At 65.8% G+C, this 26,053-nt stretch carries 24 protein-coding genes; 23 read left to right on the top strand and 1 reads right to left on the bottom strand.

What is annotated here, in order from left to right; translation table 11 throughout:
• The first annotated feature begins 5 nt into the window (after nucleotides 1–5).
• Nucleotides 6–1,112: an acyltransferase family protein gene (locus JI59_RS13850; protein WP_007012078.1), complete on the top strand. Its 1,107-nt coding sequence runs from the start codon at nucleotides 6–8 to the stop codon at nucleotides 1,110–1,112.
• On the opposite strand, the gene JI59_RS13855 is transcribed toward JI59_RS13850, so the two are convergent.
• Nucleotides 1,113–1,730 (bottom strand): DNA-3-methyladenine glycosylase family protein, encoded by a 618-nt coding sequence (locus JI59_RS13855; protein WP_007012077.1) that lies wholly within the window; start codon nucleotides 1,728–1,730, stop codon nucleotides 1,113–1,115.
• A gap of 104 nt (nucleotides 1,731–1,834) precedes the next feature.
• Between JI59_RS13855 and ddmB the strand changes: the two genes are divergently transcribed.
• The 22 genes from ddmB (at nucleotide 1,835) to JI59_RS13965 (ending at nucleotide 25,927) form a co-directional block, all read left to right on the top strand.
• On the top strand, nucleotides 1,835–2,152 hold the full coding sequence (ddmB, locus tag JI59_RS13860) for a dicamba O-demethylase ferredoxin subunit DdmB (RefSeq protein WP_007012076.1): 318 nt from the start codon (nucleotides 1,835–1,837) through the stop codon (nucleotides 2,150–2,152).
• 86 nt (nucleotides 2,153–2,238) lie between these two features.
• A complete protein-coding gene (locus JI59_RS13865) occupies nucleotides 2,239–3,249 on the top strand; it encodes a cysteine synthase A (RefSeq protein WP_007012075.1) in 1,011 nt (336 codons plus the stop codon).
• Between the two features lie 40 nt (nucleotides 3,250–3,289).
• Complete coding sequence (locus tag JI59_RS13870) at nucleotides 3,290–3,652, top strand: hypothetical protein (RefSeq protein ID WP_007012074.1); 363 nt, start codon at nucleotides 3,290–3,292, stop codon at nucleotides 3,650–3,652.
• Nucleotides 3,642–4,427: a GldG family protein gene (locus JI59_RS13875; protein WP_238532480.1), complete on the top strand. Its 786-nt coding sequence runs from the start codon at nucleotides 3,642–3,644 to the stop codon at nucleotides 4,425–4,427. Before JI59_RS13870 ends, JI59_RS13875 begins: the two co-directional genes overlap by 11 nt.
• A gap of 330 nt (nucleotides 4,428–4,757) precedes the next feature.
• Nucleotides 4,758–5,255, top strand: a complete 498-nt coding sequence (locus tag JI59_RS13880) for a division/cell wall cluster transcriptional repressor MraZ (RefSeq protein ID WP_007012071.1) — start codon at nucleotides 4,758–4,760, stop codon at nucleotides 5,253–5,255.
• Nucleotides 5,252–6,271, top strand: a complete 1,020-nt coding sequence (gene rsmH, locus JI59_RS13885) for a 16S rRNA (cytosine(1402)-N(4))-methyltransferase RsmH (protein ID WP_007012072.1) — start codon at nucleotides 5,252–5,254, stop codon at nucleotides 6,269–6,271. The genes JI59_RS13880 and rsmH overlap by 4 nt, the downstream gene beginning before the upstream one ends.
• On the top strand, nucleotides 6,268–6,819 hold the full coding sequence (locus JI59_RS13890) for a hypothetical protein (RefSeq protein ID WP_007012070.1): 552 nt from the start codon (nucleotides 6,268–6,270) through the stop codon (nucleotides 6,817–6,819). The genes rsmH and JI59_RS13890 overlap by 4 nt, the downstream gene beginning before the upstream one ends.
• Nucleotides 6,816–8,591, top strand: a complete 1,776-nt coding sequence (locus tag JI59_RS13895; RefSeq protein ID WP_007012069.1) for a peptidoglycan D,D-transpeptidase FtsI family protein — start codon at nucleotides 6,816–6,818, stop codon at nucleotides 8,589–8,591. The genes JI59_RS13890 and JI59_RS13895 overlap by 4 nt, the downstream gene beginning before the upstream one ends.
• Nucleotides 8,588–10,051 (top strand): UDP-N-acetylmuramoyl-L-alanyl-D-glutamate--2,6-diaminopimelate ligase, encoded by a 1,464-nt coding sequence (locus JI59_RS13900; RefSeq protein WP_007012068.1) that lies wholly within the window; start codon nucleotides 8,588–8,590, stop codon nucleotides 10,049–10,051. Before JI59_RS13895 ends, JI59_RS13900 begins: the two co-directional genes overlap by 4 nt.
• Before the next feature lie 6 nt (nucleotides 10,052–10,057).
• On the top strand, nucleotides 10,058–11,554 hold the full coding sequence (locus JI59_RS13905; RefSeq protein WP_007012067.1) for a UDP-N-acetylmuramoyl-tripeptide--D-alanyl-D-alanine ligase: 1,497 nt from the start codon (nucleotides 10,058–10,060) through the stop codon (nucleotides 11,552–11,554).
• Nucleotides 11,555–11,570: 16 nt separating this feature from the next.
• Nucleotides 11,571–12,641 carry a phospho-N-acetylmuramoyl-pentapeptide-transferase gene (gene mraY / locus JI59_RS13910; protein ID WP_007012066.1) on the top strand — a complete coding sequence of 357 codons (1,071 nt, stop codon included), beginning with the start codon at nucleotides 11,571–11,573 and terminating at the stop codon, nucleotides 12,639–12,641.
• A 10-nt stretch (nucleotides 12,642–12,651) separates the two neighbouring features.
• The gene (gene murD, locus JI59_RS13915) at nucleotides 12,652–13,986 is read left to right on the top strand and encodes a UDP-N-acetylmuramoyl-L-alanine--D-glutamate ligase (protein ID WP_007012065.1); all 1,335 of its coding nucleotides are present in this window, start codon (nucleotides 12,652–12,654) and stop codon (nucleotides 13,984–13,986) included.
• The gene (locus tag JI59_RS13920) at nucleotides 13,986–15,182 is read left to right on the top strand and encodes an FtsW/RodA/SpoVE family cell cycle protein (protein ID WP_007012064.1); all 1,197 of its coding nucleotides are present in this window, start codon (nucleotides 13,986–13,988) and stop codon (nucleotides 15,180–15,182) included. The genes murD and JI59_RS13920 overlap by 1 nt, the downstream gene beginning before the upstream one ends.
• Entirely contained in the window at nucleotides 15,179–16,363 is a 1,185-nt protein-coding gene (murG, locus tag JI59_RS13925; RefSeq protein ID WP_007012063.1) for an undecaprenyldiphospho-muramoylpentapeptide beta-N-acetylglucosaminyltransferase, read from the top strand. The genes JI59_RS13920 and murG overlap by 4 nt, the downstream gene beginning before the upstream one ends.
• Nucleotides 16,360–17,769, top strand: a complete 1,410-nt coding sequence (gene murC, locus JI59_RS13930; RefSeq protein WP_007012062.1) for a UDP-N-acetylmuramate--L-alanine ligase — start codon at nucleotides 16,360–16,362, stop codon at nucleotides 17,767–17,769. Before murG ends, murC begins: the two co-directional genes overlap by 4 nt.
• Nucleotides 17,766–17,990 (top strand): hypothetical protein, encoded by a 225-nt coding sequence (locus tag JI59_RS13935; protein ID WP_007012061.1) that lies wholly within the window; start codon nucleotides 17,766–17,768, stop codon nucleotides 17,988–17,990. Before murC ends, JI59_RS13935 begins: the two co-directional genes overlap by 4 nt.
• Nucleotides 17,990–18,916 (top strand): UDP-N-acetylmuramate dehydrogenase, encoded by a 927-nt coding sequence (murB, locus tag JI59_RS13940; protein ID WP_038576203.1) that lies wholly within the window; start codon nucleotides 17,990–17,992, stop codon nucleotides 18,914–18,916. The genes JI59_RS13935 and murB overlap by 1 nt, the downstream gene beginning before the upstream one ends.
• On the top strand, nucleotides 18,913–19,884 hold the full coding sequence (locus tag JI59_RS13945; RefSeq protein WP_007012059.1) for a D-alanine--D-alanine ligase: 972 nt from the start codon (nucleotides 18,913–18,915) through the stop codon (nucleotides 19,882–19,884). Before murB ends, JI59_RS13945 begins: the two co-directional genes overlap by 4 nt.
• Nucleotides 19,881–20,813: a cell division protein FtsQ/DivIB gene (locus JI59_RS13950; protein ID WP_007012058.1), complete on the top strand. Its 933-nt coding sequence runs from the start codon at nucleotides 19,881–19,883 to the stop codon at nucleotides 20,811–20,813. Before JI59_RS13945 ends, JI59_RS13950 begins: the two co-directional genes overlap by 4 nt.
• Nucleotides 20,813–22,093 (top strand): cell division protein FtsA, encoded by a 1,281-nt coding sequence (gene ftsA / locus JI59_RS13955; protein ID WP_007012057.1) that lies wholly within the window; start codon nucleotides 20,813–20,815, stop codon nucleotides 22,091–22,093. Before JI59_RS13950 ends, ftsA begins: the two co-directional genes overlap by 1 nt.
• A gap of 159 nt (nucleotides 22,094–22,252) precedes the next feature.
• Nucleotides 22,253–23,806 (top strand): cell division protein FtsZ, encoded by a 1,554-nt coding sequence (ftsZ, locus tag JI59_RS13960; protein WP_038576205.1) that lies wholly within the window; start codon nucleotides 22,253–22,255, stop codon nucleotides 23,804–23,806.
• A 225-nt stretch (nucleotides 23,807–24,031) separates the two neighbouring features.
• Nucleotides 24,032–25,927, top strand: coding sequence for a tetratricopeptide repeat protein (locus JI59_RS13965; RefSeq protein WP_238532479.1), 1,896 nt, complete (start codon nucleotides 24,032–24,034; stop codon nucleotides 25,925–25,927).
• Nucleotides 25,928–26,053: the final 126 nt, after the last annotated feature.

Below are 26,053 nucleotides of genomic sequence, written 5' to 3' on the forward strand. Positions count from 1 at the left end.
GCTCCATGGATGAGCGTTTCCTCAATCGGCCGCTTTCGGTCGTCCTCGATTTCGTGCGCTTCGGCGCAGCACTGCTCGTCGCCCTGGGCCACGCGGTGCAACTGGGCCTGTATGCCGGCGACTTTCCTTTCGGCGTGCGCATGCAGCACTATTGCGTCATCGTCTTCTTCGTCCTCTCGGGGCTGGTGATCAGCAGTTCGGTGCTCGGCGGGCGGTCCGACCTGCGCCGCTTTGCGATCTCGCGAATTTCGCGGATCCTGCCCGTGGCGGTCCCGGCGCTACTGTTCGGCCTTCTGGCCGCCTATGTGCTGGCGGGGCCTGCGCATGTGCCCATAGACAACAGTCCGAACGAGGCGGCCGAGGTCGCCGAGCGCTTCATTCCGCCGCTTGCTTTCGTCAGCGCCTGGCCGGGCATGCCTGCGCCGGTCTGGAATCCCCCTTATTGGTCGCTGTGCTACGAAGTCTGGTACTACGCGATCTTCGCGCTGGCCTTCTTTCTGCGCGGCTGGGGGCGCTATGTGGCGACCGGATTTGCCTGCCTGCTGGCGGGGCCTTCGATTCTGCTGCTCATGCCGGTCTGGCTGGTCGGCGTCGCGCTGACACATTTCGGCCTCGTGCGGCGCGTGCCGCTGGCGCTCGCGCCGATCCTGCTCGTCCTTTGCCCGTTTCTGGCGCTGCAGCTGTTCGAGATCGACCGCGAGGTGTTGATTCCGTTCCTCAAGTCCTGGTGGCCATTTGCCATTCAGTGGTCCGTCTGGGCGGTTGCCGATCTTGCGATGGCGCTGATCATGGTGCTGGCGATCCTGGCCGCGCGGCCGATGGTCACCGCGCTGGAGCCGCAGGTCATGCGCCTTGCCGGGCTGGCGCAGGGCCTCGCCGGTTTCTCCTTCACGCTCTACCTGTTCCACTGGCCGCTTATCCAGTTCCTCCTTTCGCACGGCTTCGGGAGGACCGAAAGCGTTCCGGAGTTCACTGCGCTGCTGGCGCTGGTCGTGGGCGCCTGCGCGGCGATTTCGATCCTTACCGAGCGTCAGTCACCCCGGCTGCGCCGCTGGATAGAGGCGAAATTTCCTGCGCGTGCCAGCTTGCCGGTCGCGATCCTTCCGGCCTGATCAGAGGGCGGCGTTGTTGTAGCAGTGCCAGGTGAAGATGGCAGCGCTGCCGCGGTGCGGGCGCCAGCCCTCCGCCAGCTCGCGCGTTTCCTTCTCGCTCGGGCGTGCATCGAGACCGAGGATCCGGTGCAGCCCGGCCTGAACGGCGAGGTCACCGGCCGGCCAGATGTCGGGGCGGCCCTCCGCGAAGAGAAGGTAGATCTCGGCAGACCAGCGGCCGATGCCCTTGATCCGCACGAGGTCGGCAATCGCTGCCTCGTCGTCTTCGGGCAGGTTCTCCAGGTCCAGTGCGCCGGCCACGACCAGCTCGCAAAGCGATCGCGCATAGCCCTGCTTCTGGCGCGAGAGGCCGCAGCCGCGCAGGGCATCGAAGTCGGCCGCCAGCAGTGCATCGGGGGACAGGCCTTCGCCCAGTAGCGCCTCGAGCCGGGACCAGACAGAGGCCGCAGCGGCCACGCTGACCTGCTGGCCGACGATCGTGCGCAGCAGCGTTGCATAGCCGCGCTGGCGAATCCGGGGTTCGGGATAGCCCGCCAGGTCCAGCGCCCGCGCGATCCCGGGCTCCCGCGCCGCGAGTGCGTCCAGACCAAGTTTAATGGCGTTGGCATTCAAGCCCATGCTTCGATTGCCTTGCAAATGCTCTGCGCCGCGATTAGCAGCCTAGGCCAAGTGCCGATACAGGCCAATTACGATATATCGAGTTTTAAAGGGGATCCCAGAGAATGCCGCAGATTACTGTCGTCAACCAGTCAGGTGAAGAATCCAGCGTCGAGGCCAGCGAAGGCCGCACTCTGATGGAAGTCATCCGCGACAACGGATTCGACGAGCTTCTGGCGCTTTGCGGCGGCTGCTGTTCCTGCGCGACCTGCCACGTCCACATCGATCCGGCCTTCGTGGACAAGCTGCCGGAGATGAGCGAGGACGAGAACGATCTGCTCGACAGCTCGGAGCACCGCAACGAGTACTCGCGTCTTTCGTGCCAGATCCCGGTCACCGGCGCCCTCGAAGGCTGCAAGGTGACGATCGCGCAGGAAGACTGAGCTTCCTCGCGCGCTGGAAGTTTGAATTGAAGGGGGTAAGGCGCAATTCGTTTGCGCCTTGCGCTCCGACTTCCTAATTCCCCGTCATGACCGCACCGCAAGCCAAACGCGCCACGCTCGATCTTATCGGCAACACGCCGCTCGTCCTGCTCAAGGGACCTAGCGAGGCTGCCGGTTGCGAGATTTGGGGCAAGTGCGAATTCGCCAACCCGGGCGCCTCGGTGAAGGACCGCGCCGCGCTGTGGATCGTGCGCGATGCCGAAGCGCGCGGAACCCTGCAGCCGGGCGGCACGATCGTCGAGGGTACGGCGGGCAATACCGGTATCGGTCTTGCACTCGTCGCCAATGCGCTGGGCTACAAGACCGTCATCGTCATGCCCGAGACGCAGTCGCGCGAGAAGATGGACACGCTGCGCGCGCTCGGCGCGGAGCTTGTCCTGGTACCTGCCGCGCCGTTCTCGAACCCCGGGCACTTCGTGCACACCTCGCGCCGCCTCGCCGAGGAAACCGAAAACGCGGTCTGGGCCAACCAGTTCGACAATATCGCCAATCGCAAGGCGCATATCGAATCGACCGCGCCCGAACTGTGGGAGCAGATGGGCGGCCGGATCGACGGCTTCACCTGCGCGGCCGGCACCGGGGGCACGATCGCGGGCACCGGGCTTGGCCTCAAGGCGCTCGACGAGAAGGTGACGGTTGCACTGACCGACCCCCACGGCGCGGCGCTCTACAATTATTACGCCTGCGGTGAACTGAAGGCGGAAGGCTCCTCGGTTGCCGAAGGCATCGGGCAGGGCCGCATCACCGCCAATCTCGAAGGCGCTCCGATCGACACCCAGTTCCGCATTTCCGATGAGGAGGGGCTGGAATGGGTAACGCGCCTGCTCGCCGAAGAGGGGCTGTGCCTTGGCCTGTCCTCCGGCATCAACGTGGCGGGGGCGGTTGCGCTGGGCAAGCAGCTGGTAGCGCAGGGCAGGTCCGATGCGCGCGTCGCGACGATCCTGTGCGACACGGGCTTCCGTTATCTGTCCACGCTTTACAACCCGGAATGGCTGGAAGCGAAGGGCTTGCCGGTCTTCCCTTGGTTGGCAAGGTAAGTTAGAACTCCTGCCGATGGCAGGGCACTATCCGCCTCCTATGGTCGAACCGATCACGACCCCGCAGCACTATGTGCCGCCTTCCGCGCGCGACTTGCGCTCACAGGCGGTGCATCGCCTGCAGGTGGGCGCTTTCGGGCTGTGCGCAATGCTGCTGCTGGTCGGGCTTGCCAACATCATCACCGACCGGGTCGACCGCAATACCGACGTCGAGGATCCGATCCACGAAGTGGTCGCGGTCGATGCCAAGCCCAAGAAGGCCGCGTCCGATCCGCTGGCCGACATCGGTGTGGTTCCGGCCTCCGATCCGACGCCCACGCCTACGCCCACCCCGACTGTGACGGCAGGGCCGCGGCCCGCTCCGATGCAGAGCGGAGAGCCTGCACCTCTCCTTGATCAATAGTCGCACGGCGCTGATGGCGCTGCTCGCGCCTTGTCTTGCCTTGGCGGGATGCAATCTGCTGGGCGGTTCGGATGCGGCGGGGAAAAGTGGGGAGGCGCAAGCGCCTGTGCCACTGGGGGTCTATTCGAGCCTTCCGTTGCTTTGGGGTGAGAGCGATGACATTCGCGGTTTCCTCTCGAGCGACAAGGATCAGGGCTGGGCGCATGCCTTCATTCAGGCGCGGGCCGGGCTTGTGCCGTTGGACCATCTGGCAGACGCTTCGGGAGCATTGCCTCTGGCGAAGGATCACGTCCTGTTGCTGGCTCAGCCCCGGCCTCTGACGCCGCAGGAAAATGTCGCGCTCGACGATTGGGTCAATGCCGGGGGCAGGGTGCTGCTCTTTGCCGATCCCATGCTCACGGCTCATTCGATATTCGCGCTGGGCGATGCGCGGCGCCCGCAGGATATCGCGATGCTCTCGCCGATCCTGGGGCGATGGGGCCTTCAGCTCGAGTTCGACGAATCGCAGCAACCCGGTGAGCGTCTTGTCGAGCTCGAGGACGGTGCGGTCCCGGTGAACCTGCCCGGGCGCTTCCGGCTCAGGCAGGAAGATGGATCCTGCAGGCTGGAAGCGGCGGGTTTCCTGGCCGATTGCCGGGTGGGGAAAGGGCGGGTCGTCGCGCTGGCGGATGCCGCCCTGTTTGAGGATTCGCGCGATCTGCGCGACGCGGAAAGCCGCGGCAAGCTGCTGGACGCGCTGTTGGCCCGGGTTTGGGTGGGGATCGGACGGGAATAATCGGTGTGAACCGGGGATGGCGCGGGTGAGCCTGCTGATATCCAGAAATATACATTAAAAGCAGTATTTTAGATGGTTTAAAATTCATCGTCGCGGAGTGATTGTCCCGTGAGAGCGGCGCATTTCGTCGCAAATTCGGCGGAAAAAACCGGGCGATCCCCGTTTTTCCCTTTCGTCCCCAAATTTCCCGCGATACAAAGACAACCAATCGGAATGGTTGAGTCTCGCCGTGTTCATGCGTGAGCACGGAACCCGATGGCGTGAGCGCGCGGTCGGGGTGGGGCCAGTCATTGTTCCGAGACTTGGACCCTCAGGGGGAAATGGGGCGGCATGGCTGGGCAGCCATACATCTACAACGGACAGGGCTTTTCGCTTCAACGCGACAAGAACCGTTTCGTGCTGCCCAACGTCTTTCGCGGCACCGTGCGCGAATCCAGCGGCAAGGACCTGGTCTGCCTGATGCCGCACGATCGCTGGCCCTGCCTCATGGGCTTTGGCCTTTCGCGCATCGCCGACTTCGAGCAGGAGCTCAAGGAAATGCAGGACGTCGCCCTGCGCGCGGGCAGGGAATTCGACGCCGAGAAGCGCGCCAGCGACATCTATTCCTCCTACGAGGTCCCCTTCGACGGCAGCGGCCGCTTCGTTCTGCCCGACGATCTCGTCGCGCTCGCCGAAATCTCCGACCAGCTCTACTTCCGCGGCAACGGCAAGTTCTTCACCGTATGGGCGCCCGAGCAGCTCTACGCGATGGAAGACGACTGGAAGGCGGCGAAGACCGCCTGCCGCAGCCTGGCGGAGAAGGAACTGGCAAAGGCGCGCAAGAAATGACGCGGCCGCAAGACCATACGCCCGAGCACTCCGAGGAGCACGTTCCCCATGTCCCGGTGCTTCTCGACGAAGTCGTCGCCGCCCTGAACCCCCAGGGCGGCGACGTCATCGTGGATGCCACGTTCGGAGCGGGCGGCTACACCCGGCGCCTGCTTGATGCCGGGGCGACGGTCCATGCTTTCGATCGCGATCCCGATGCCATTGCCGCGGTCGAACGCAACCGTGGAAAATGGCCCGAGCTGGACAGCGATCCGCCGCGGCTCGTCTTGCACCCCAGGCGCTTCTCGGAAATGGTCGAGGGCCTGGGAGAATCCGGCGTTTCCGGGGTGGATGGCGTCGTCATGGATATCGGTGTTTCCTCGATGCAGCTCGATCAGGCGGAGCGCGGCTTCGCCTTCGGTTCCGATGGCCCGCTCGACATGCGCATGTCGCAGCAGGGGCTTTCGGCTGCGGACTTCGTGAACGAGGCGGACGAGGCCGAGATCGCCGACGTGCTCTACCTCTACGGGGAAGAGCGTCAGTCGCGCCGGATCGCCCGCGCCATCGTCGCTGCACGGCCGCTGGCCACCACCGGGGAACTGGCCCGGGTGGTGCGCAAGGCCCTTGGCTACAATCCGAAGTACAAGGGCGCAAACGCCCCCAAGGATCCGGCAACGCGGACCTTCCAGGCCATACGAATCCATGTGAACGGAGAGCTCGACGAGCTCGATGCAGGCCTTTCGGGCGCAGAAAACCTGCTCAATCCGGGCGGCCGCCTTGCGGTCGTCACCTTCCACAGCCTCGAGGATCGCAAGGTAAAGCGCTTCCTGCGCGATGCCAGCGGCGGCGGGGCTTCCACTTCCCGCCACCTGCCGCAGGTCGGTAGCGGTTCGGTGGCCACTTTCACCAAGCTGTCGAAGGCAATCCGGCCTGGCGAGGCCGAACTCGACGCCAACCCCAGATCCCGATCCGCCACCCTGCGCAGCGCCGTGCGCACCGATGCCCCCGCCAGAGATACCCACAGGAGCGCAGCATGAACCTCACCCGCGATCGCGTACATTCGATCGGCTGGATCTCGGTGCTGCTGGTCTGCGGCGCGATGACGATCGGCCTGACCCTGCGGGTGAATGCGGTGAAGAGCCAGGTGCACGATGCAGAGAAGAGCATCGTCTACGTGCAGCGCGACATCGACTTCCTGGAGACGGAGTTCCAGACGCGCTCGAACCAGCAGGCGCTCAAGCAGCTCAACGATCTCGAGTTCGGCTACAAGGCGCCGGGCGCAGGGCAGTACATCGAGGGCGAGCGCCAGCTTGCCGCGCTGGGCAAGGCGGCGGCGCCGGGCGCGCCCGAACCGATCCGCTATGCCAATGCCGAAGCGCCTGCCGACAAGGATTCCGAAAGCTCGTTGCTGGCGATGGTTTCGCCGGTCAGCGGCGCCACTGCGGCAGTGCCGGAAAAGGCTGAAAAGTCTCAGGAAACGGCAACCAAGGATCTCGATCCCGAACTCAAGGCGCTCAAGCATGACGCTGCCAGCCTGAGCAAGCGCCTGGCCCGCATCGAACTGGCGGAGGCTGCCCAGCAGTGACCGCGATTGCGATCCCGACAACGATATCGTCAGGAAGGCGCAAGCTCGTCAACGTCCGCCAGCGCTCGCTGCTTGTCGCCAAGCTGCGCACGCTCTGGATCCTGGGCGTTTTCGTGCTTGTGGGCACCTGCGCGCTGCTCAGGATCGTCTATCTCGGGATGACCGGTGTTTCCGCGCACGACGGCAGCCTTTCCGACCTGCTCGTGCCCGACCGGGGTGAAATCGTCGATCGCAACGGCGTGCCGCTGGCGCGCGAGTTCCGTGCCTATTCGCTGTGGTTCAATCCGCGCGCGATGACCGAGGGCGACGCGCTGATCCACACGCCCGACGAAGTGGCCGACGGACTGCTGCGCATCTTCCCCGATCTCGACCGCGCACAGGTGCTTGAGCGTCTGAAGTCGGGCAAGGCGGGCTACATCCGCAAGTCGATCCTTCCCGAGGACGCGAACAAGGTCCACGCTCTGGGCGAACCGGCGCTGGAATTTCCGCTCGAGGCGACGCGCTACTATCCGCAAGGCTCGATGGCCGCGCACGTGCTCGGCTATGTCGACAGCTACGGCAAGGGCAAGGTCGGCATGGAAGAGGCCTTCGACGACAAGCTCGTCTCGCCCGAGGGGCGCACCCATCCTGCCGTCCTCTCGATCGACTTTCGCGTGCAGAGCGCGCTGGAAGACGAACTCGGCCGCGCCATGGCGGAATCGAAGGCCAAGGGCGCAGGCGGCGTGATCCTCGACGTCGATACCGGCGAAGTGCTGGCGCTTGCCTCGCTGCCCTCGTTCGACCCGAACCACGTCAAGCCGACCGACATGGTCATTTCCGAAGAGCAGGCCAAGCTCGGCGAAGTGCCTCACGGCTTCAACCGCGTCACCAACCAGGTCTATGAACTGGGTTCCACCTTCAAGCCGCTGGCGGTGGCATCGGCGATGGATGCCGGCACGATCACCGATCTTGGCCGTCGCTGGTCGGCGCACCCGCTGCATGTCGGGCGCTTCACGATCAAGGACAGCCACTCGATGGGCGATTCGCTCAACGTGGCCGAAACCCTGATCCATTCCTCGAACGTGGTGACCGCGCAGATTGCCGACGAGCTGGGCGGCGTGCGCCTCAAGAAGACGATGGAAGCGCTGGGCATGGATCGCCGTCCCGACATCGAGCTTCCCGCGCGCGGCTTCCCGATCTGGCCCAAGGGCGAATGGCCGCGCCTGCGCACGATGACGGTGTCCTACGGGCACGGCATCGCCGTTACCCCGCTGCACCTGGCCAGCGCCTATGCCGCGCTCGTCAATGGCGGGATCTGGCGTCCGGCGACGCTCAAGAAGCTCGATCCGTCCGACATTCCGGCCGGACACCGCGTGTTCAAGGCCTCGACCAGCGCACGCAGCCGCCAGCTCCTGCGCATGATCGTGCGCTACGGTACCGGCCGCAAGGGCGATGCCCCGGGCTTCCGCATCGGCGGCAAGACCGGCTCGGCCGAAAAGCCGGGTGCGGGCGGATATCGCCACCACTCGCTGATCTCGACCTTCGCTTCGGCTTTCCCGATGGACAAGCCGCGCTTCGTCGTGATCGCCATGCTCGACGAGCCGCAGGGCACGCAGGCCACCTCATTCCAGCGCACGGCAGCCTGGAACGCCGCGCCGGTCATCGGCCGCGTCGTCCCGCGTATCGGCCCGATCCTGGGCATCATGCCCGACGAAACGCGCGACATCGACATTTCCGATCTCAAGCCGCTCATCCCCAACGAAGTGCGTGCGTCAGAGGCTGACGGCGAATGAAACTGACCGATCTTTGCTCTGCAGCCGGCATCGCCCTGACCGAGAGCGGTGAGGCGACGGTGACCGGCTTCGCCATCGATCATCGCAAGGTCGCGCCCGGCACTGTCTTCGGCGCCTTCCGCGGTGCGAAGTTCAACGGCGAGGATTTCATCGCTGCTGCCATCGAAGCCGGCGCGGTCGCCGTGGTTGCCGCGCCCGATGCGACGGTGGAAGGCGCAATCCACTTTGCCGATGCCGAGCCGCGCAGGCTTTTCGCCCGCCTGGCCGCGCAGTTCTTCACGCCCGTCCCGCCGACCCTGGTCGCGGTGACCGGCACCAACGGCAAGACCTCCACGGTCGAACTGACCCGCCAGATCTGGCGCATGGCCGGTATTCGCGCCGCCTCCATCGGCACCCTTGGCGTGACCACCAGCGACGAGACGGTCTCGACCGGGCTGACCACGCCCGACATCGTCACCTTCCTCGGCAACCTCTCCGGCCTGGCCCGCGAAGGCGTTACCCACGTCGCCTACGAGGCATCGAGCCACGGCCTTTCGCAGTTCCGCATCGAAGGGCCGCGCGTCGCGGCCGGGGCCTTCACCAACCTCAGCCGCGATCATCTCGACTATCACGCGACGATGGACGAGTACTTCGCCGCGAAGATGCGTCTGTTCGACGAAGTGGTGGTTGACGGCGGCACGGCGGTCGTCTGGGCGGACGACGCGTGGTCCGACAAGGCGATAGAACATGCCGCCAAGCGCGGACTGAAGCTGTTTACCGTCGGCACGAAGGGCGAGCATATCCGCCTTATCGGCCGCACGCCCGGCGGGCTCGGGCAGAAGTTGGAGATCGAGTACGCAGGCACGAACCACACTATCGATCTGCCGCTGATCGGCGCATACCAGGCCGCCAATTCCCTGGTCGCGGCGGGCCTCGTGCTGGCGACCGGAGGCGAGGCGCACGCCACCTTCGACGCGCTCAAGCGCCTGCAGACCGTGCGGGGCCGAATCGAGCGCGCGGCGATCACGCCGTCCGGCGCTCCGGTCTATGTCGACTATGCGCATACGCCCGATGCACTGGAAGCCGCGATTGCCGCGCTTCGTCCTCACGTTGCCGGGCGCCTGATCGTTGTGTTCGGTGCGGGCGGCGACCGCGACACGGGCAAGCGCCCGGAAATGGGCAAGGTGGCGGCAGATGGCGCGGATCTTGCGATCGTCACCGACGACAACCCGCGCGGCGAGGATCCCGCCGCGATCCGGTCCATGGTCCTGGCAGGCATGCAGGACAGGGGCCGGGAAATCGGCGACAGGCGGGAGGCCATCGGCGCCGCCGTCGGGGAAGCCGGAGCCGGCGATATCGTCCTGATCGCCGGCAAGGGACATGAGCAAGGACAAATCATCGGCAGCGGCGCAGATGTGCGCGTCCTGCCATTCGACGATGTCACGGTTGCCAGGGAAATGGCTGGCGCACTGGGGAGGTAGAAGACGATGAACGCTGTTGCCCGGATTCTCGACTGGCCTGCTGAACTGTCGGATGAGAACCCGTCTGCGCTGTGGGACGCGGTTGCGATCGCGCGCGCGGTCAAGGGCACGGCGAATGCCGAATTCACCGTTTCCGGTGTCGAGATCGACAGCCGCGACGTCCAGCCCGGAGACCTGTTCTTCGCCTTGAAGGGGGAGAGCATGGACGGGCACCGTTTCGTCGAGATGGCCTTTGCCAAGGGCGCTGCAGCCGTCGTCGTCGACCGTCCCGTGGACGGCCCTCACATCCTCGTGAAGGACACGACCGAAGCGCTGGAAAAGCTGGGCGCAGCCGCACGCCAGCGCGCGCGCGGCCCGATCATCGGCGTGACCGGATCGGTCGGCAAGACCGGCGTCAAGGAATCGATTTTCGCGGCTCTCGATCGCTCCAGCCGCGGCGACGCGCATCGCTCGGTCAAGAGCTACAACAACCACGTCGGCGTTCCGCTCAGCCTTGCGCGCATGCCTAGCCGCGCGCGCTTCGGCATCTTCGAGATGGGCATGAACCACGCCGGCGAGATCGCCGCGCTGACCCGGCAGGTACGCCCGCACGTTGCGGTGATCACCACCATTGCCCCGGCCCACATCGAGATGCTGGGCTCGGAAGAAGCGATTGCCGATGCCAAGGCCGAGATCTTCCAGGGACTGGAGGAAGGCGGCACGGCGGTGATCCCGGCGGACAGCCCGCATTTCCTGCGCCTGCGCGATGCGGCGGTGGCATGTGGGGCGAAAGTGGTGTCGTTCGGCAAGGCCGCCGATGCCGACGTGCGCCTGCTCGATACCGTTTCGGCCATCGGCGGCGGTTCGCTGGTAACGGTGGACATGGGCGACCGCCGCGTCTGCTACACCGTCGCTGCACCGGGCGAACACTGGGTAATGAATTCGCTTGCCGTCATGGCGGCAGTACGCGCGGTCAAGGGAGACCTTGGCGCAGCTGGCGTGGCGCTCGCCGAAATGGGCGGCCTTCCGGGCCGCGGTGCGCGCGTCGAGATCGACGTTCCGGGCGGCGAGGCCGACGACGAAGGCCAGCGCAAGGCGCTGCTGATCGACGAGAGCTACAACGCCAATCCGGCCTCGATGCGCGCGACGCTGGCCCAGCTCGGCCGCACTCCGGCGCGTCGCCGGATCGCCGTGCTCGGTGCGATGAAGGAGCTGGGCAGCCACGGGCCTGACTATCATGCCGCCCTGGCCGAACCGATCCGCGAGGCGGGCGTCGATTACGCCGTGCTCGTCGGCGAGGAAATGGCGCCGCTCGCCAAGGCCCTCGACGAAGGGGAATTGGGGAAATCGGAAGGCGCGAAACTTGGCAAAACCGTGGCTTTCGCGCATTGCGCCAGTGTAGGGGAAGCTGTCGATGCCTTGCGCGCATTCGGACTTGAGCGGGATGATGCAATCCTTGTCAAAGGTTCGAATTCGGTGGGCCTCGCTTCCCTCGTGACCGCGCTCAGCAAGCAGGAAGGGTAGGGGTTCACCCCGCAAGATGCTGTATCTTTTCGCAGAATGGTTTCATTTCGAAGGGCTGGCCAACCTCTTTCGCTACCAGTCGTTCCGCTCCGGCGCCGCGCTGATGACGGCTCTCGTCATCGGTCTGATCATCGGGCCGAAGTTCATCAACATGCTGCGAATCCGCCAGGGCAAGGGCCAGCCGATCCGTGAGGACGGCCCGCAATCGCACCTCGCCAAGCGCGGCACGCCCACGATGGGCGGGCTGATGATCCTGATCGCGGTGATCGTGTCGATGCTGCTGTACATGGACATGTCCAACCCCTTCGTCTGGGCCTGCGTGGCCGTGACGGTGGGTTTCGGCGCCATCGGCTTCATGGACGACTATGACAAGGTGTCGAAGAGCAGCCACAAGGGCGTGCCCGGACGGGTGCGCCTGGCGATGGAATTCGTGGTCGCGGGCATTGCCGCCTACATCATCGTCAGCCAGCTCAACACCAACCTCTATGTGCCGTTCCTTTCGGGTCGCTATATTCCGCTGGGGCCGTTTTACTACGTCTTCGCTGCATTCGTGATCGTCGGCGCCGGCAATGCCGTGAACCTGACGGACGGGCTCGACGGCCTTGCGACGATGCCGGTGATCATCGCTGCGGGCACTTTCGCGATCATCTGCTATCTCGCGGGCCGCGTCGACTATGCGACCTACCTCGGCATTCCTCACGTGCCGCGCGCCGGTGAACTGGCGATCTTCTGCGCCGGTATCATGGGCGCAGGGCTGGCCTTCCTGTGGTTCAACGCCCCGCCGGCGGCCGTCTTCATGGGCGACACCGGCAGTCTGGCACTGGGCGGCGCGCTGGGCGCCATCGCCGTGGCCGCTCATCACGAGATCGTGCTGGCCGTCGTCGGCGGCCTGTTCGTCCTCGAAGCGGCCTCGGTGATCATCCAGGTCTTCTGGTTCAAGCGGACCGGAAGGCGCGTGTTCCGCATGGCGCCGATCCACCACCACTTCGAACAGAAGGGGTGGAAGGAATCGACGGTCGTGATCCGCTTCTGGATCATCTCGATCGTGCTTGCCGTAATCGGCCTGTCCACGCTGAAGCTGCGATAAGGGGACAGGCGTGATCGTCTCCCCCGCCTTTGCCGGTAAACGATACGCGGTCCTCGGGCTTGCCCGCTCGGGGATGACCGCTGTCGAGACCTTGCTGGCCAGCGGGGCGCACGTCATGGCCTGGGACAACCGCGACGAGCCCCGGCAGGCCCTGGCTGGCCGCGTCGAACTGGCCGACCCGGTGACGGCGGACATTACAGGCTACGACGGCGTGGTCGTTTCGCCCGGAATTCCGCTGAACCGCCATCCCATCGCTTCTGCCGCGCAGCGCGCCGGAGTGCCGGTGATCGGCGACATCGAGCTTTTCGCACTGGCGCGGCCCAGCCTGCCTGCCCATCGCGTGGTCGGCATAACCGGCACCAACGGCAAGTCGACGACCACTTCGCTGGTTCATCACCTGCTCGAAAAGGCCGGCGTGCCCGCGCGCATGGGCGGCAATATCGGCGTGCCTATTCTCGGTACCGACCCGCTTCCCGAAGGGGGCGTCTATGTGCTGGAGCTTTCGAGCTACCAGATCGATCTGACGCGCAGCCTTGACTGCGATGTGGCCGCGCTGCTCAACATCACGCCCGACCACCTCGATCGCTATGACGGCTTTGCGGCCTATGCGGCGTCCAAGGCCAGGCTCTTCACGATGCAGGGGGCCGAGCATGACGCGGTCTTCGGCAGCGGCGACGCGGAAACCGCCGCTATCGCCAGCACAGAAGGGGACAGGCGCGGTCTCGATCATGTCCGCATCGTCGATGGCGCCAAGCTCACGACGCTGCAGAAGAAGTGGCCCTCGCTGCAGGGGCCGCACAACCTGCAGAATGCGGCCGTCGCCGTGGCCATCGTCGAGGCACTCGGCATCAAGCCCGAGCAGTGGAAGCGCGCCATGCGCAATTTCCGCGGACTGCCGCACCGCATGGAGCGCGTGGCCGAGGCTGACGGTGTCTTCTATATCAACGACAGCAAGGCGACGAACCCGGCTTCGGCCGCTCCGGCGCTGGCTGCATTCCCGCCCGACCCAGAGCCGCGCATCCACTGGATCGTCGGCGGTCTGCCCAAGGGCGACGACCTTGACGAGTGCGCACCCTATTTCGGCAACCTCGCGGCGGCATACACGATCGGCGATGCCGGACCGCGGTTTGCCGAGATCCTTGCGCCCTACACGCAGGTCCACCGCAGCGAGATGATGGCCGAGGCGATCCGCGAGGCAATGGCCGCGGCCAGGCCGGGCGACGTGGTGATGCTGTCCCCGGCCTGCGCCAGTTTCGACCAGTTCCGCGACTACGAGGCGCGCGGCGAGGTTTTCCGCCAGATCGTCGAGGCGCTGCTTGCGCCCGAGGAAGAGGAGGACGCCTGATGGCGACCGCCGCCCCCGGCTCCAGTTCGCGCGCCGCCCGCTATAACCGCAATCGCCGCAGCGAACTGGCGATATGGTGGCAGGAAATCGACCGTGCGGTGCTGGCCATCGTGCTGATCCTCATGGGCATCGGCGCGGTCGCGGTCGCGGCCGGTTCGCCAGCGAGCGCCAAGCGCCTGTCGACCGCGCATGAGCGGCTGCCGGAACTGCACTTCTTCTACCTGCACATGCGCTGGCAGCTGATCGGCCTAGCCGCGATGTTCTGGGCCTCGACCCGGACCAAGGACAGCGCGCGGCGCATCGGCATCCTGATGGCGGGGGCCATGCTGTTCCTGCTGGTGCTGGTGCCTTTCGTCGGTTCCGAAGTGAACGGTGCGCGGCGCTGGATCCGTCTCGGTGTCTCGATCCAGCCGTCCGAGTTCCTCAAGTGCGGCTACCCGATCCTGCTTGCCTGGATTCTCTCCTGGCGGGCGCGCGATCCGAACATTCCCGTCGTCGGGATCTGTTTTGCAGTCATGGCGCTGCTGGGCGCATTGCTCATGGCCCAGCCCGACTTCGGCTCAACCATGCTGTTCGGCGGGACCTTCTTCGTGCTGATCCTGCTGTCGGGCATTCCGCTCAAGCGCATCGGCATGTTCGCGGGCGCGGGCTTGGTGGGCATCGTCCTGATGTACTTCACCTATGAGAACGGCCGGAACCGCATCGACAACTTCCTGTTCGGCGGCACCGCCTTCGACCAGGTCGACCTGGCCGAACGCACCCTGCTGAACGGAGGCTGGTCGGGACTGGGTTTCTGGATGGGCACGCGCAAGTTCGCGCTGCCCGAGGCGCACACCGACTACATCTTCTCGGTCATCGGCGAGGAATTCGGACTGATCGCCTGCATCGTGATCGTCCTGCTCTACCTTGCGGTGCTGACCCGCATCCTGCTGCGCCTCGTCGACGAGGAAGACCTCTTCACCGTGCTGGCCGCTTCGGGCCTTGCTGCGCAGTTCGGCGGGCAGGCCTTCATCAATATCCTCGTCAATCTGCAGCTTTTTCCTTCGAAGGGCATGACCCTGCCGCTGATCAGTTACGGTGGTTCCTCCACCGTCGCAGTGTGTCTTGCCATGGGGCTGCTACTGGCGATTACGCGGCGAAATCCGTACATCAAGCGTGAACGCTTTTCGCTTCGCGCCATCGGAGACAATTCATGAGTCAGGTCAGCCGCCACTACGTTCTCGCCGCGGGCGGGACGGGCGGACACCTCATTCCCGCATTCGCGCTTGCCGCCGAGCTGGACCGGCGCGGGCACCACGTGGCGCTCATCACCGACGAGCGGGGCGCGGCGATTCCCGGAAAACCCGATTTCCTGCCTGCCCATGTGCTGCCGCCCGGCCGCATTGCCGGCAAGAATCCGGTCAACTGGCTCAAGGGCGCGCGCGGCATCCTCGATGGCCGCCAGATGGCGCTGCGCCTGTTCGACAGCTTCGAGCCTTCGGCCGTCGTCGGCTTCGGCGGCTATCCGGCCATGCCCACGTTGCTCGCCGCCACGGCTGCCAAGATCCCGACCGTCCTGCACGAGCAGAACGCCGTGCTGGGCCGCGTGAACCGCTACTTCGCGGGCAAGGTCGATGCCATCGCCACGTCCTGCGAGGAAGTCGACCGGCTCGATCCCAGGCATGCCGGGAAGGTGACGCTCGTCGGAAATCCTGTGCGCAGCGAAGTGCTCACGCTTCGCGACGAGCCGTTCCCGGATTTCACCGAGGACAGCCTTTTCCGCATTCTCGTGACCGGCGGCAGCCAGGGCGCGCGCGTGCTGTCGCAGGTCGTGCCCGATGGCCTTGCCATGCTGCCGCCCGCGCTGCGCTCGCGCCTGCAGGTGATCCAGCAGTGCCGTCCGGAGGATATCGAGGCGGTGCGTGAACGCTATGCCAGCCACGGCATTCCCGCCGAACTGGCGACCTATTTCGAGGACATGGACGAGCGTCTGGCCTCGGCCCACTTGTTCATCGGCCGCGCCGGTGCCTCGACCATCGCGGAGCTGACGGCTGTCGGCCGTCCTGCCATCCTCATTCCCCTGCCGATCGCGACTGACGATCACCAGGCCGCCAACACGCGCGAGATCGTCTCCGCAGGCGGAGCCCGTTCGATCCGGCAGGAAGGCTTCACCGGCGCCACGCTTGCCAAGCAGATCCAGGCGATGGCCCAGCATCCCGAGACCCTCGCCAATGCCGCCCACGCGGCGTGGAACTGCGGCTATCCCAATGCCGCGCGCGATCTGGCCGATCTCGTCGAGAGCTTCGGCGCTGCCCCGATCATGGACGTGATCCGCATGGACAGGAAGGTGGCCCCCGCCAACGGCAACGAGGCGCTGGCCCGGGAGCCCGCGCTGTGAGGGGCGTCGGCACGGATATCGGCACGATTCACTTCGTGGGCATCGGTGGCATCGGCATGTCCGGCATTGCCGAAGTCATGCACAACCTCGGTTATTCGGTGCAGGGCTCCGACATTGCCGAGGGCTATGTCATCGACGGGCTGCGCAAGCGCGGCATCAAGGTGATGATCGGTCATGCGGGCGAGAACGTCGCCGGGGCCGCAGTCGTCGTCACGTCCACGGCGGTTAAGCGCGACAATCCCGAAGTGGTCTATGCGCTGGAACACCGCATTCCCGTGGTGCGCCGCGCAGAGATGCTGGCCGAGCTGATGCGGCTCAAGAACACCGTCGCCGTGGCCGGCACCCACGGCAAGACGACGACGACTTCGATGGTCGCGGCGCTGCTCGACGCGGGCGGCATCGATCCCACCGTGATCAACGGCGGCATCATCAATTCCTACGGTTCGAATGCCCGGCTCGGCGCGTCTGACTGGATGGTGGTGGAAGCCGACGAAAGCGACGGCTCGTTCCTGCGCCTCGACGGCACGCTCGCCGTCGTCACCAACATCGATCCCGAGCACCTCGACCATTACGGCTCGTTCGAGCGCGTGAAGGAAGCCTTCGTCGAGTTCATCGAGAACGTGCCGTTCTACGGCGCGGCCCTGCTGTGCATCGATCATCCCGAAGTGCAGGGCGTGATCTCCAAGGTCCGGGACCGCCGCGTCGTGACTTACGGCTTCTCCGCACAGGCGGACATCCGCGGCGAGAACGTGACGCCTTTCCCGGGTGGCAACCGCTTCGATGTCGCCCTGCGCCAGCGCGATGGCTCTTTCCGCCGGATCGAGGGGATCGAACTGCCGATGCCCGGTCGGCACAATGTCCAGAACGCGCTGGCAGCGGTTGGCGTCGCGGTCGAGATGGGCTGCTCGGACGAGTGCATCAAAGGCGGCTTCGCCAAGTTCGGCGGGGTCAAGCGCCGCTTCACCAAGGTGGGCGAAGTGGATGGGGTCGCCATCATCGACGACTACGGCCATCACCCGGTCGAGATCCGCGCCGTGCTTGCCGCCGCGCGCGAGGGTGTGAAGGGGCGGGTCATCGCCGTTGTGCAGCCGCACCGCTTCACGCGCCTGCGCGATCACATGGACGAGTTCCAGACTGCCTTCAACGATGCTGACGTGGTCTATGCCAGCCCGGTTTATCCTGCCGGTGAGCAGCCGATCGAGGGTTTCGACAGCGCCGCCATCGTCGAGGGCATGAAGTCGCGCGGGCACCGTTCCGCGCAGGTCATCGCGGGGCCGGGTGAACTGGCCGATACGCTGGCCGCCTCGGTCCAGCCCGGTGACATGGTCGTGTGCCTGGGTGCCGGCGACATCACCAAGTGGGCCGCCGGCCTCGCCGACGAGATCCGTTTGCGGAGGACGACGTGAACCCTTTCAACCCCCTCAACTGGCTTGAGCTCCTCTCCGAAGCGCACCGTCGGCAGATCGAGGCGATGCAGAAGTATGTCGAGGCGAGCCAAGCCTCGATCGATCCCGAGCGCAAGGAAGAGGCCGGGGAACTGCTGGGCGAAGCCAATGAGAAGGCGCGTGAGGCAGCCGAGAATCTCGCAAATGCGCAGTGGGCGTGGTTGGGCATGTGGCGGTTTTGATGGAAGCGCTATTCCCATCCGTTTCCGGTAAGCTGACTGCCGATGCCCCGCTGGCGCCGCTCGTGTGGTTCAAGTCCGGCGGCGTTGCCGAGTGGCTGTTCGAACCCAGGGACATAGCCGACCTGCAGGCATTCCTGCGCGATCTCGATCCCGCGGTGCCGGTCATGGCGCTGGGTCTTGGGTCGAACATGATCGTGCGCGACGGCGGCGTGCCGGGCGTGGTGGTGCGTCTGGGCAAGCCTTTCGCCAGGGTCGCGCGGGTTGATGCCGTGACGCTGGACTGCGGGGGCGGGGCCTCGGGCATCCTCGTGTCCTCGACCGCGCGCGACAACGGCATTTCCGGCGTCGAATTCCTGCGCTCGATCCCCGGAACGGTCGGAGGCTTCGTGCGCATGAATGGCGGCGCCTATGGCGGGGAGGTCAAGGACATCCTCGTCGATTGCGACGTCGTCCTGCGTTCGGGTGAACTGGTGACGCTGGGCAATGCCGATCTCGGCTATACCTATCGCCATTCGGAATTGCCTGAGGGCGCCATTGTCGTGGCCGCACGCTTCAAGGGACGCCCCGGCGACCCCGTGGCGATCCAGACCGAGATGGACCGGATCTCGGCCAGCCGCGAGGCCAGCCAGCCGCTGCGCTCCAAGACCGGCGGTTCGACCTTCAAGAACCCCGAGGGGCACAAGGCCTGGCAGCTCGTCGATCAGGCCGGATGCCGTGGGCTGCAGGTCGGCGGCGCGCAGGTCAGCGAGAAGCATACCAATTTCCTGATCAATACCGGCGGCGCGACAAGCGCCGATATCGAGGCCTTGGGCGAGGAAGTGCGCCGCAGGGTCCGGGAAAACTCGGGCGTCGAGCTCGAATGGGAAATCCAGCGCGTCGGCACGCCTGCCGACGGGCTCAACACACAGCAAGCAGGTACACAGTGAGCCTTCCCAAACTTCATGTCGCGGTCCTGATGGGCGGTTGGTCGCATGAGCGGTCGGTTTCACTGATGAGCGGGGAAGGCGTGGCCAAGGCGCTGGAGTCCAAGGGCCACAAGGTTACTCGAATCGACATGGACCGTAATGTCGCGCTGCGCCTGTCGGAAGCCGCGCCCGATGTCGTGTTCAATGCGCTGCACGGTGCTCCGGGCGAGGATGGCACGGTTCAGGGCATGATGGACCTCATGGGCCTTACCTATACCCATTCCGGCCTCGCAACGTCGGTCATTGCCATCGACAAGGAACTGACCAAGCAGGCGCTCGTCCCCCATGGCATTCCGATGCCGGGCGGGCGCATCGTCGCCTCCGAAGATCTCTACACGGGCGATCCGCTGCCGCGCCCTTATGTCCTCAAGCCGGTCAACGAAGGCTCGTCCGTCGGCGTTGCGATCGTCATGGACGAGAGCAACTACGGCAATCCGATCCGCCGCGATGCAGCCGGGCCGTGGCAGGAATTCGATCACCTGCTGGCCGAGCCCTACATCCGCGGCCGCGAACTGACGACGGCGGTGATCGGCGACCGCTCGCTGCTGGTAACGGAACTGAAGCCGAAGTCCGGTTTCTATGACTTCGATTCCAAGTACACCGACGGCTTGACCGAGCATGTTTGCCCGGCCGAAATCCCGGACGAGATTGCGCAGGCCTGCAAAGACCTAGCCCTGCGCGCGCACCGACTGCTCGGCTGCAAGGGCACCAGCCGCTCGGATTTCCGCTGGGACGATACGCAGGGCGTGGAGGGGCTGTTCCTGCTGGAAACCAACACCCAGCCCGGCATGACGCCGCTCAGCCTCGTGCCCGAGCAGGCCCGGGCCTGCGGCATGGAATATGCCGACCTCGTCGAGGCGATTATCGCCGAGGCGCTGGAGGACGCGCGGGCGAAACGAGCTGCGGGGGCAGTGAAGGGGGCTGAATGAGCCAGACGATCCGGCGCAAGTCGAAGAGCGCGAGGAAGTCCGCCGCAAGGCAGGGCACCAAGGCCAAGGTCCGGCAGGCCCGAGCGACGACCGGATCGGCGATGGACGTCGCGATGAGCTGGCTGCCGTTCTCGGAAGACCAGCTTCACCGCATCTTCCTCTTCGCGATCCTTGCAGGCGCAGGCGTGCTGGCTTGGCTGGCCGCCAGTGCCGCGGGCCTTCCCGCGCTGGTCGGCGATCAGGTGGCCCAGATCGCCGCGCATTCGGGCTTCGAGGTCAAGACCGTGGTCGTGCGCGGGGCGCAGAACATCAACAAGCTCAAGGTCTATGAAAAGGCCCTGGCCGAACGCAACCGGGCGATGCCCGACGTCGATCTCGAAGGGCTGCGCAGCGAACTGCTCGAGCTTTCGTGGATCAAGGATGCGCGCGTATCGCGCCAGTTGCCCGATACGCTAGTGATCGACATTGTCGAGCGCGAGCCGCACGCGGTGCTGCGCAAGGCCGACCGCTTCGTCCTGATCGACGAATCCGGGCATGAGCTGGAGGCGATCAGCCGCAAGGATGCGCAAGGGCGGCTTATCGTCTCGGGCTTTGGCGCCGGGCAGCAGGTGACCCAGCTCGCCCACCTTCTCGAAGCTGCACCCGCGCTCAAGCCGCGTGTGCGCGAGGCGGAGTGGATCGGCAATCGCCGCTGGAATCTGACGTTCAAGACCGGGCAGGTGCTCGCGCTTCCCGAGGGCGAAAAGCCTTCGGCCAACGCGCTGGTCACCTTCGCCCGGCTCGACGGGACCAACCGCCTGCTGGGCGGCAAGGTTACCGCATTCGACATGCGGGCACGCGATCGCATCTATCTGCGCGTGCCCGACGAGGAAGGCAGGGAACTCGCGCTCAAGGCGGGCGCGGTTCCACACAGTGTGGAGGCAGACTGATGGCAGGCCCGCGCATCACCCGCGTCTTCGGCGCGGTCAATATCGGTTCCTTCCGCATTTCCGCGATTGTCGCGGGCATTTCGGAGACCGGCGACATGATTGTCCTGGGCTCCGGGCACCGCGCCAGCCAGGGCATCAAGCGCGGCTACGTGACCGACATGACGGCGGCGACTTATGCCGTGCGCGATGCCATCGACCGGGCCGAGCGCATGGCCAACACTTCGGTCCAGAAAGTCTGGATCGGCTGCTCGGGAGCCGGGCTCGCCAGCCGTATCGACCAGTTCGACGCCGAAATCGGCGGCCGCCGGATCGAGCAGGAGGACATCGACCAGCTGCTCGTCAGTGCGCGCGACGTGATCCAGCCCGACGGGCGCATGGTCCTGCACGCGCAGCCGGCGCAGTACCGCCTCGATGGCGCCCACGGCGTCGTCGATCCCAAGGGGCTCCATGCCGAGCGCCTCGGTGTCGACATTCACGTCATGCTGGCCGACGGCGCGCCGATCCGCAACCTCACCGAGGCGGTCCAGAGCGCGCACCTCGAGGTCGAAGCCGTGGTCGGTTCACCGATTGCGGCGGGGCAGGCCTGCCTCTCGCCCGAAGAGCGCGATCTGGGCGTTGCGCTCGTCGAATTCGGGGCGGAAGTTACCAATGTTGCGATCTATTCGGGCGGCATGCTGACCGACATGATCCCGATCCCGATGGGCTCGGCCGATATCACCGATGCGATAGCTTCGGCCTTCGGCATCCGCCGCTTTCAGGCCGAGCGCCTGAAGTGCGTCAACGGTTCGGCCATCGCCAGTCCGACCGACCATCGCGAGATGATTCCGGTCAATGCCCCGGGCGAGGAGGGTGTCGGGCCCATCGCCCGCCATGCCGACGAGAAGAACCGCATCCCGCGCGCCGAACTGATCGGCGTGATTACCGGTCAGCTCGGCGCATTGATGGAAGAAGTCAGCAAGGCCCTGAAGGCCATGCGCTTCAGCGGTCAGCGCGGACAGCAGGTGGTGTTCACGGGAGGCGGCGCGGAGCTGGTCGGGCTTGCCGATTTTGCCCAGGCCGCACTGGGTAAACCAGTGCGGATCGGCCGCGTCCCGCAGCTTTCGGGCCTTGCCGAAGCCCATGTAAAACCGGGGTTTTCAACCCTGGCCGGCCTTGTGTTATACGCCGCCGATGACCCGGTGGACATCCGCAGTCTTGGAAAGAGCCACCAGAAGACCGTCAAGTACAGCGGGCTTGGCGTGGTGGGTCGAGTTGTCAGTGCCTTGAAGGAATATTTCTGAGGCGCGCCAGCGCGTTGCATTCGCGGCGGGGTAATTCGCCGTATCTTGCACTGCAGCGGCTGTGGACAAAGGTTAAGAGCGCTTTGCGTGGACGAGTCGAAGCGTGCAATCAGGCTAGTCAAAGTGATTTCTTCGCGCACGTGCCTGCAGGAGAGCGAAATGAGCATTAACATTGGACCGCCGGCGATCGACGAACTTCGCCCGCGGATTGTCGTAATCGGTGTCGGCGGGGCCGGTGGCAACGCTATTGCCAACATGATCGAGGCCCAGATCGAGGGCGTCGATTTCGTGGTGGCCAATACCGATGCGCAGGCCCTGAACAATTCCATCGCCGAAACCCGCGTGCAGCTGGGTCCGGACATCACCCAGGGCCTCGGTGCCGGTTCGCGCCCCGAGGTGGGACGCGCCGCAGCCGAGGAGACGCTCGAGGAGATCGATCGTCTGCTGGACGGCGTCCACATGGTCTTCATCGCTGCCGGCATGGGCGGCGGCACCGGCACGGGTGCCGCTCCGATCATCGCGCAGGCCGCGCGTGAAAAGGGCGTCCTGACTGTCGGCGTGGTGACCAAGCCCTTCATGTTCGAAGGCACGCGTCGCATGCGTTCGGCCGAAGCGGGCATCGAAGAGCTGCAGAAGCACGTCGATACCCTGATCGTCATACCGAACCAGAACCTGTTCCTCGTCGCCAAGGCGGAGACGACCTTCAAGGAAGCGTTCTCGCTTGCCGACGAAGTGCTGCAGCAGGGCGTGCGCTCGATCACCGACCTCATGGTCATGCCGGGCCTGATCAACCTCGACTTTGCCGACGTGCGTTCGGTCATGGGCGAGATGGGCAAGGCGATGATGGGTACGGGCGAGGGCGAAGGTCCGAACCGTGCGCTCGAGGCGGCCGAGCAGGCGATTGCCAACCCGCTGCTCGACGGCGTGTCGATGCAGGGCGCCAAGGGCGTCATCATCTCGATCATCGGCGGCGACGACATGAAGCTGCTCGAAGTCGACGAGGCGGCCAACCACATCCGCGAACTGGTCGATCCCGACGCCAACATCATCTGGGGTTCGGCGTTCAACCCGGACCTGCAGGGCAAGATCCGGGTCTCGGTCGTCGCTACCGGCATCGAGCAGACCGCCGAGCAGGCCGAAGTGGCTTCGCGTCCGATGAGCCTGGGTGCCTCGCGCGGCCCGGTTCGTCCGGCCGTTGCCCGTCCGGTCGCCGTCGAAACGCCCGGCGAGCCGGAACCGCTTGAACTGGGCGAGCCCGAGCCGGCGCCTGCGCCTGCGCCGCAGGCCGAACCGGTCGCCGCCGCTCCCGAGCCGCAGTCGTTCGACGAGCTCGAGCTCGGTGCGAGCGAGGAGATCGAGGGCGCCGAAGAGCAGAAGGAAGCCGCTTCGGGCAGCTATGCCAGCCTTTCCGGGCTGCGCACGCCGCGCAAGGATCCGCTGGATCTCGGCGCGGAAGCCGAAGCCTCCGAACCGGCGCGCAACCAGGACGAACTGATGCTCGACGGCGGGCAGGCCGCTCCGGCGCCTTCGCCGACGTCGATTCCGCGTCGCGCTGCACCGGCCCAGCCGGCATCGGGCGGCGGCAGCACCCTGTTCGAGCGCATGACCAGCCTGTCCCGGCCCAAGCCGGCAGCCAGCGCGCAGCCGGACGAGGAAGAGGACAGCGCCTCGATCAGCATTCCGCGCTTCCTCGGGCGCCAGAACAACCAGTAACGGACACAAGGCCAGGGGCGGTAACTTGCAGTCGCCGCCTCTGCTTCTTGCGCCATTCCCGGCACCGTTTGCCGAACTGCGCGATTGTGTCGGCGGTCCGTTCGCTGCAGGTTAATCGACGGGACGGCATAGGACGGCCCGGCTTTTCATTTGACGGCGCATGAGCACGCTATTCGACAGCGCGCGAACGCGTTTCTTGTCGTCGCGGTAGAGGTACTCTGGATCTTGCGGTTTGAGCTGAGGGTTTCGCGGTTCCTGGCAGGCGTGGGCCTCGCCGCCTTTTCGTTTGTCCCCGTCGCCGCATCGGCCCAGAGCGCCCCGGTCGTTTCACGGCCCATCGTCCAGGCGATCCCCAGCGTCGATCCCCAGAAGCTCAGCGATGCGCTGACCCGGCTCGGCCGTGACCCGCGCGACGTCAACGCGCTGATGGATGCCGCCGATGCCGCGCGCGCGCTGGGTGACTATGACGCCTCGATCGGCTTCTATCGCCGCGCGGAAGACCTTTCTCCGAACAATGCACGGATCAAGTCGGGCCTGGCGAGCGCGCTGGTCCTGAGCGGCGATCCGGTCGCGGCTATTCCGGTCTTTGCCGAGGCAGAGCGGGCAGGGGCCAGAGCCAGCGACATCGCCTCCGACCGCGGCCTTGCCTTCGACCTCGTCGGCGACAATGCGACGGCCCAGCGCTACTACATCGGCGCGCTCAATGGTTCGGGCGACGACGAGGTGCGGCTGCGCTATGCCGTCAGCCAGGCCATCGCGGGCGACGTCGAGGCGGCGCAGCAGACGCTGATGCCCTTGCTGCGCAAGCAGGACAAGCCGGGCTGGCGCACCCGTGCCTTCACGCTGGCAATCGTCGGCGACACCAAGGAGGCGGTCGACCTTGCGAACCGTATCCTGCCTGCGCCCCTGGCACAGAACGTGGCGCCGTACTTGCGCTACATGCCGCGCCTGACCAAGGCCCAGCAGGCTGCGGCGGCCAACCTCGGAAAATTTCCCAAGGCATCGGAAATCGGCCGCGACGATCCGCGCATCGCTTCCTACAAACCGGTGCAGCTTGCTGCCGCGATGCCAGCCGCCGCTAAGACGCAGGCGCCAGCCTATTCGGACAAGGCGAGCCGGCAGAAGGCCGCCAAAGCACAGGCCGAACAGGTCAGGCGCGAGGCCGAAGTCAACGAGAACCGGCGCAAGGCCGCGCTCGCCTCGGCCTCGGCGGACCGCGTTGCGCCGCCCGATCCCAAACCGACGATCGAGCGCGAAATGGGTGATTTGCCGCCGCGCGATGCCAATGGCGAACTGCCGCCGGTGAACGCGGGTTCGGCGCGTCAGGCAGCAGCAGCAGCAAGCATGGCCCGCGCCGCGCCCACTCCGGCACCCACTCCGGCACCTGTTCGTGCCTCCGCTGAGGCACCTGCACCCGTGACCACGCCGCCGCCGCGCCCCGCGCAGGCCGCATCAGCCACGAGCGCGATGCCGGCGTCGCCATCGCCCACTGCGTCTGCGCCGCCGCGGCCTGCGGCTTCGACGTCGGGCAACTTCGATTTGGCCAGGATCGGCGGTTCGGCATCGCCGCCGCCGCCTGCCAGTCCTTCGTCTGTGCCCGTCGTCGCTACTTCCGCTTCGTCCCTGACATCCAGACCAGTGGCGGAAGCGCCGCCTGAGCCGGGGCCAAGCCAGCTTTCGCTTTCGGAGATCTTCGCCGATCTGGGCAAGCCCACGACGCAGGCCATGCCCGCCTCCGGCGCAGTCGATATCCGCAAGATCATTCCGGCCAAGCCGAAGCCCAAGGAAGAGCCGAAGCCTGCTCCCAAGCCGGAGAAGCCGGCGCCGCCTCCTCCGCCCGCGCATCCGAGCCGGATCTGGGTGCAGATCGGAGTCGGCCGCGACAAGAGTGCGATCGCTTTCGACTGGCGCCGTCATCTGCGTGAGACGCCGGAGCTGTTCAAGGGGCGCAAGCCCTATGTCAGCGAAATGGGACGGACCAACCGTATTCTCGTCGGTCCGTTCGAGACCAGCAAGGCGGCGAACGAGTTCGCGGCCGATGTCCGCAAGGCAGACGTCGCGAACGCCTTGCCGTGGACGAGCCCGGCAGGCCAGGTCGTGGACGAATTGCCAGCCAAGTGATGGTGTTCGGGGTAAACTAAACACCGATCAGGCGAAGTAATTTTCCGGATGGTGGGGCGCTGCCGTTAATCTTTGGTTTAGCCTTATCCACATCCTGTAAACAGACTTGTGGAGTTTTGCGCAGGC

This window comes from Novosphingobium pentaromativorans US6-1 (assembly GCF_000767465.1).
GTDB lineage: Bacteria > Pseudomonadota > Alphaproteobacteria > Sphingomonadales > Sphingomonadaceae > Novosphingobium > Novosphingobium pentaromativorans.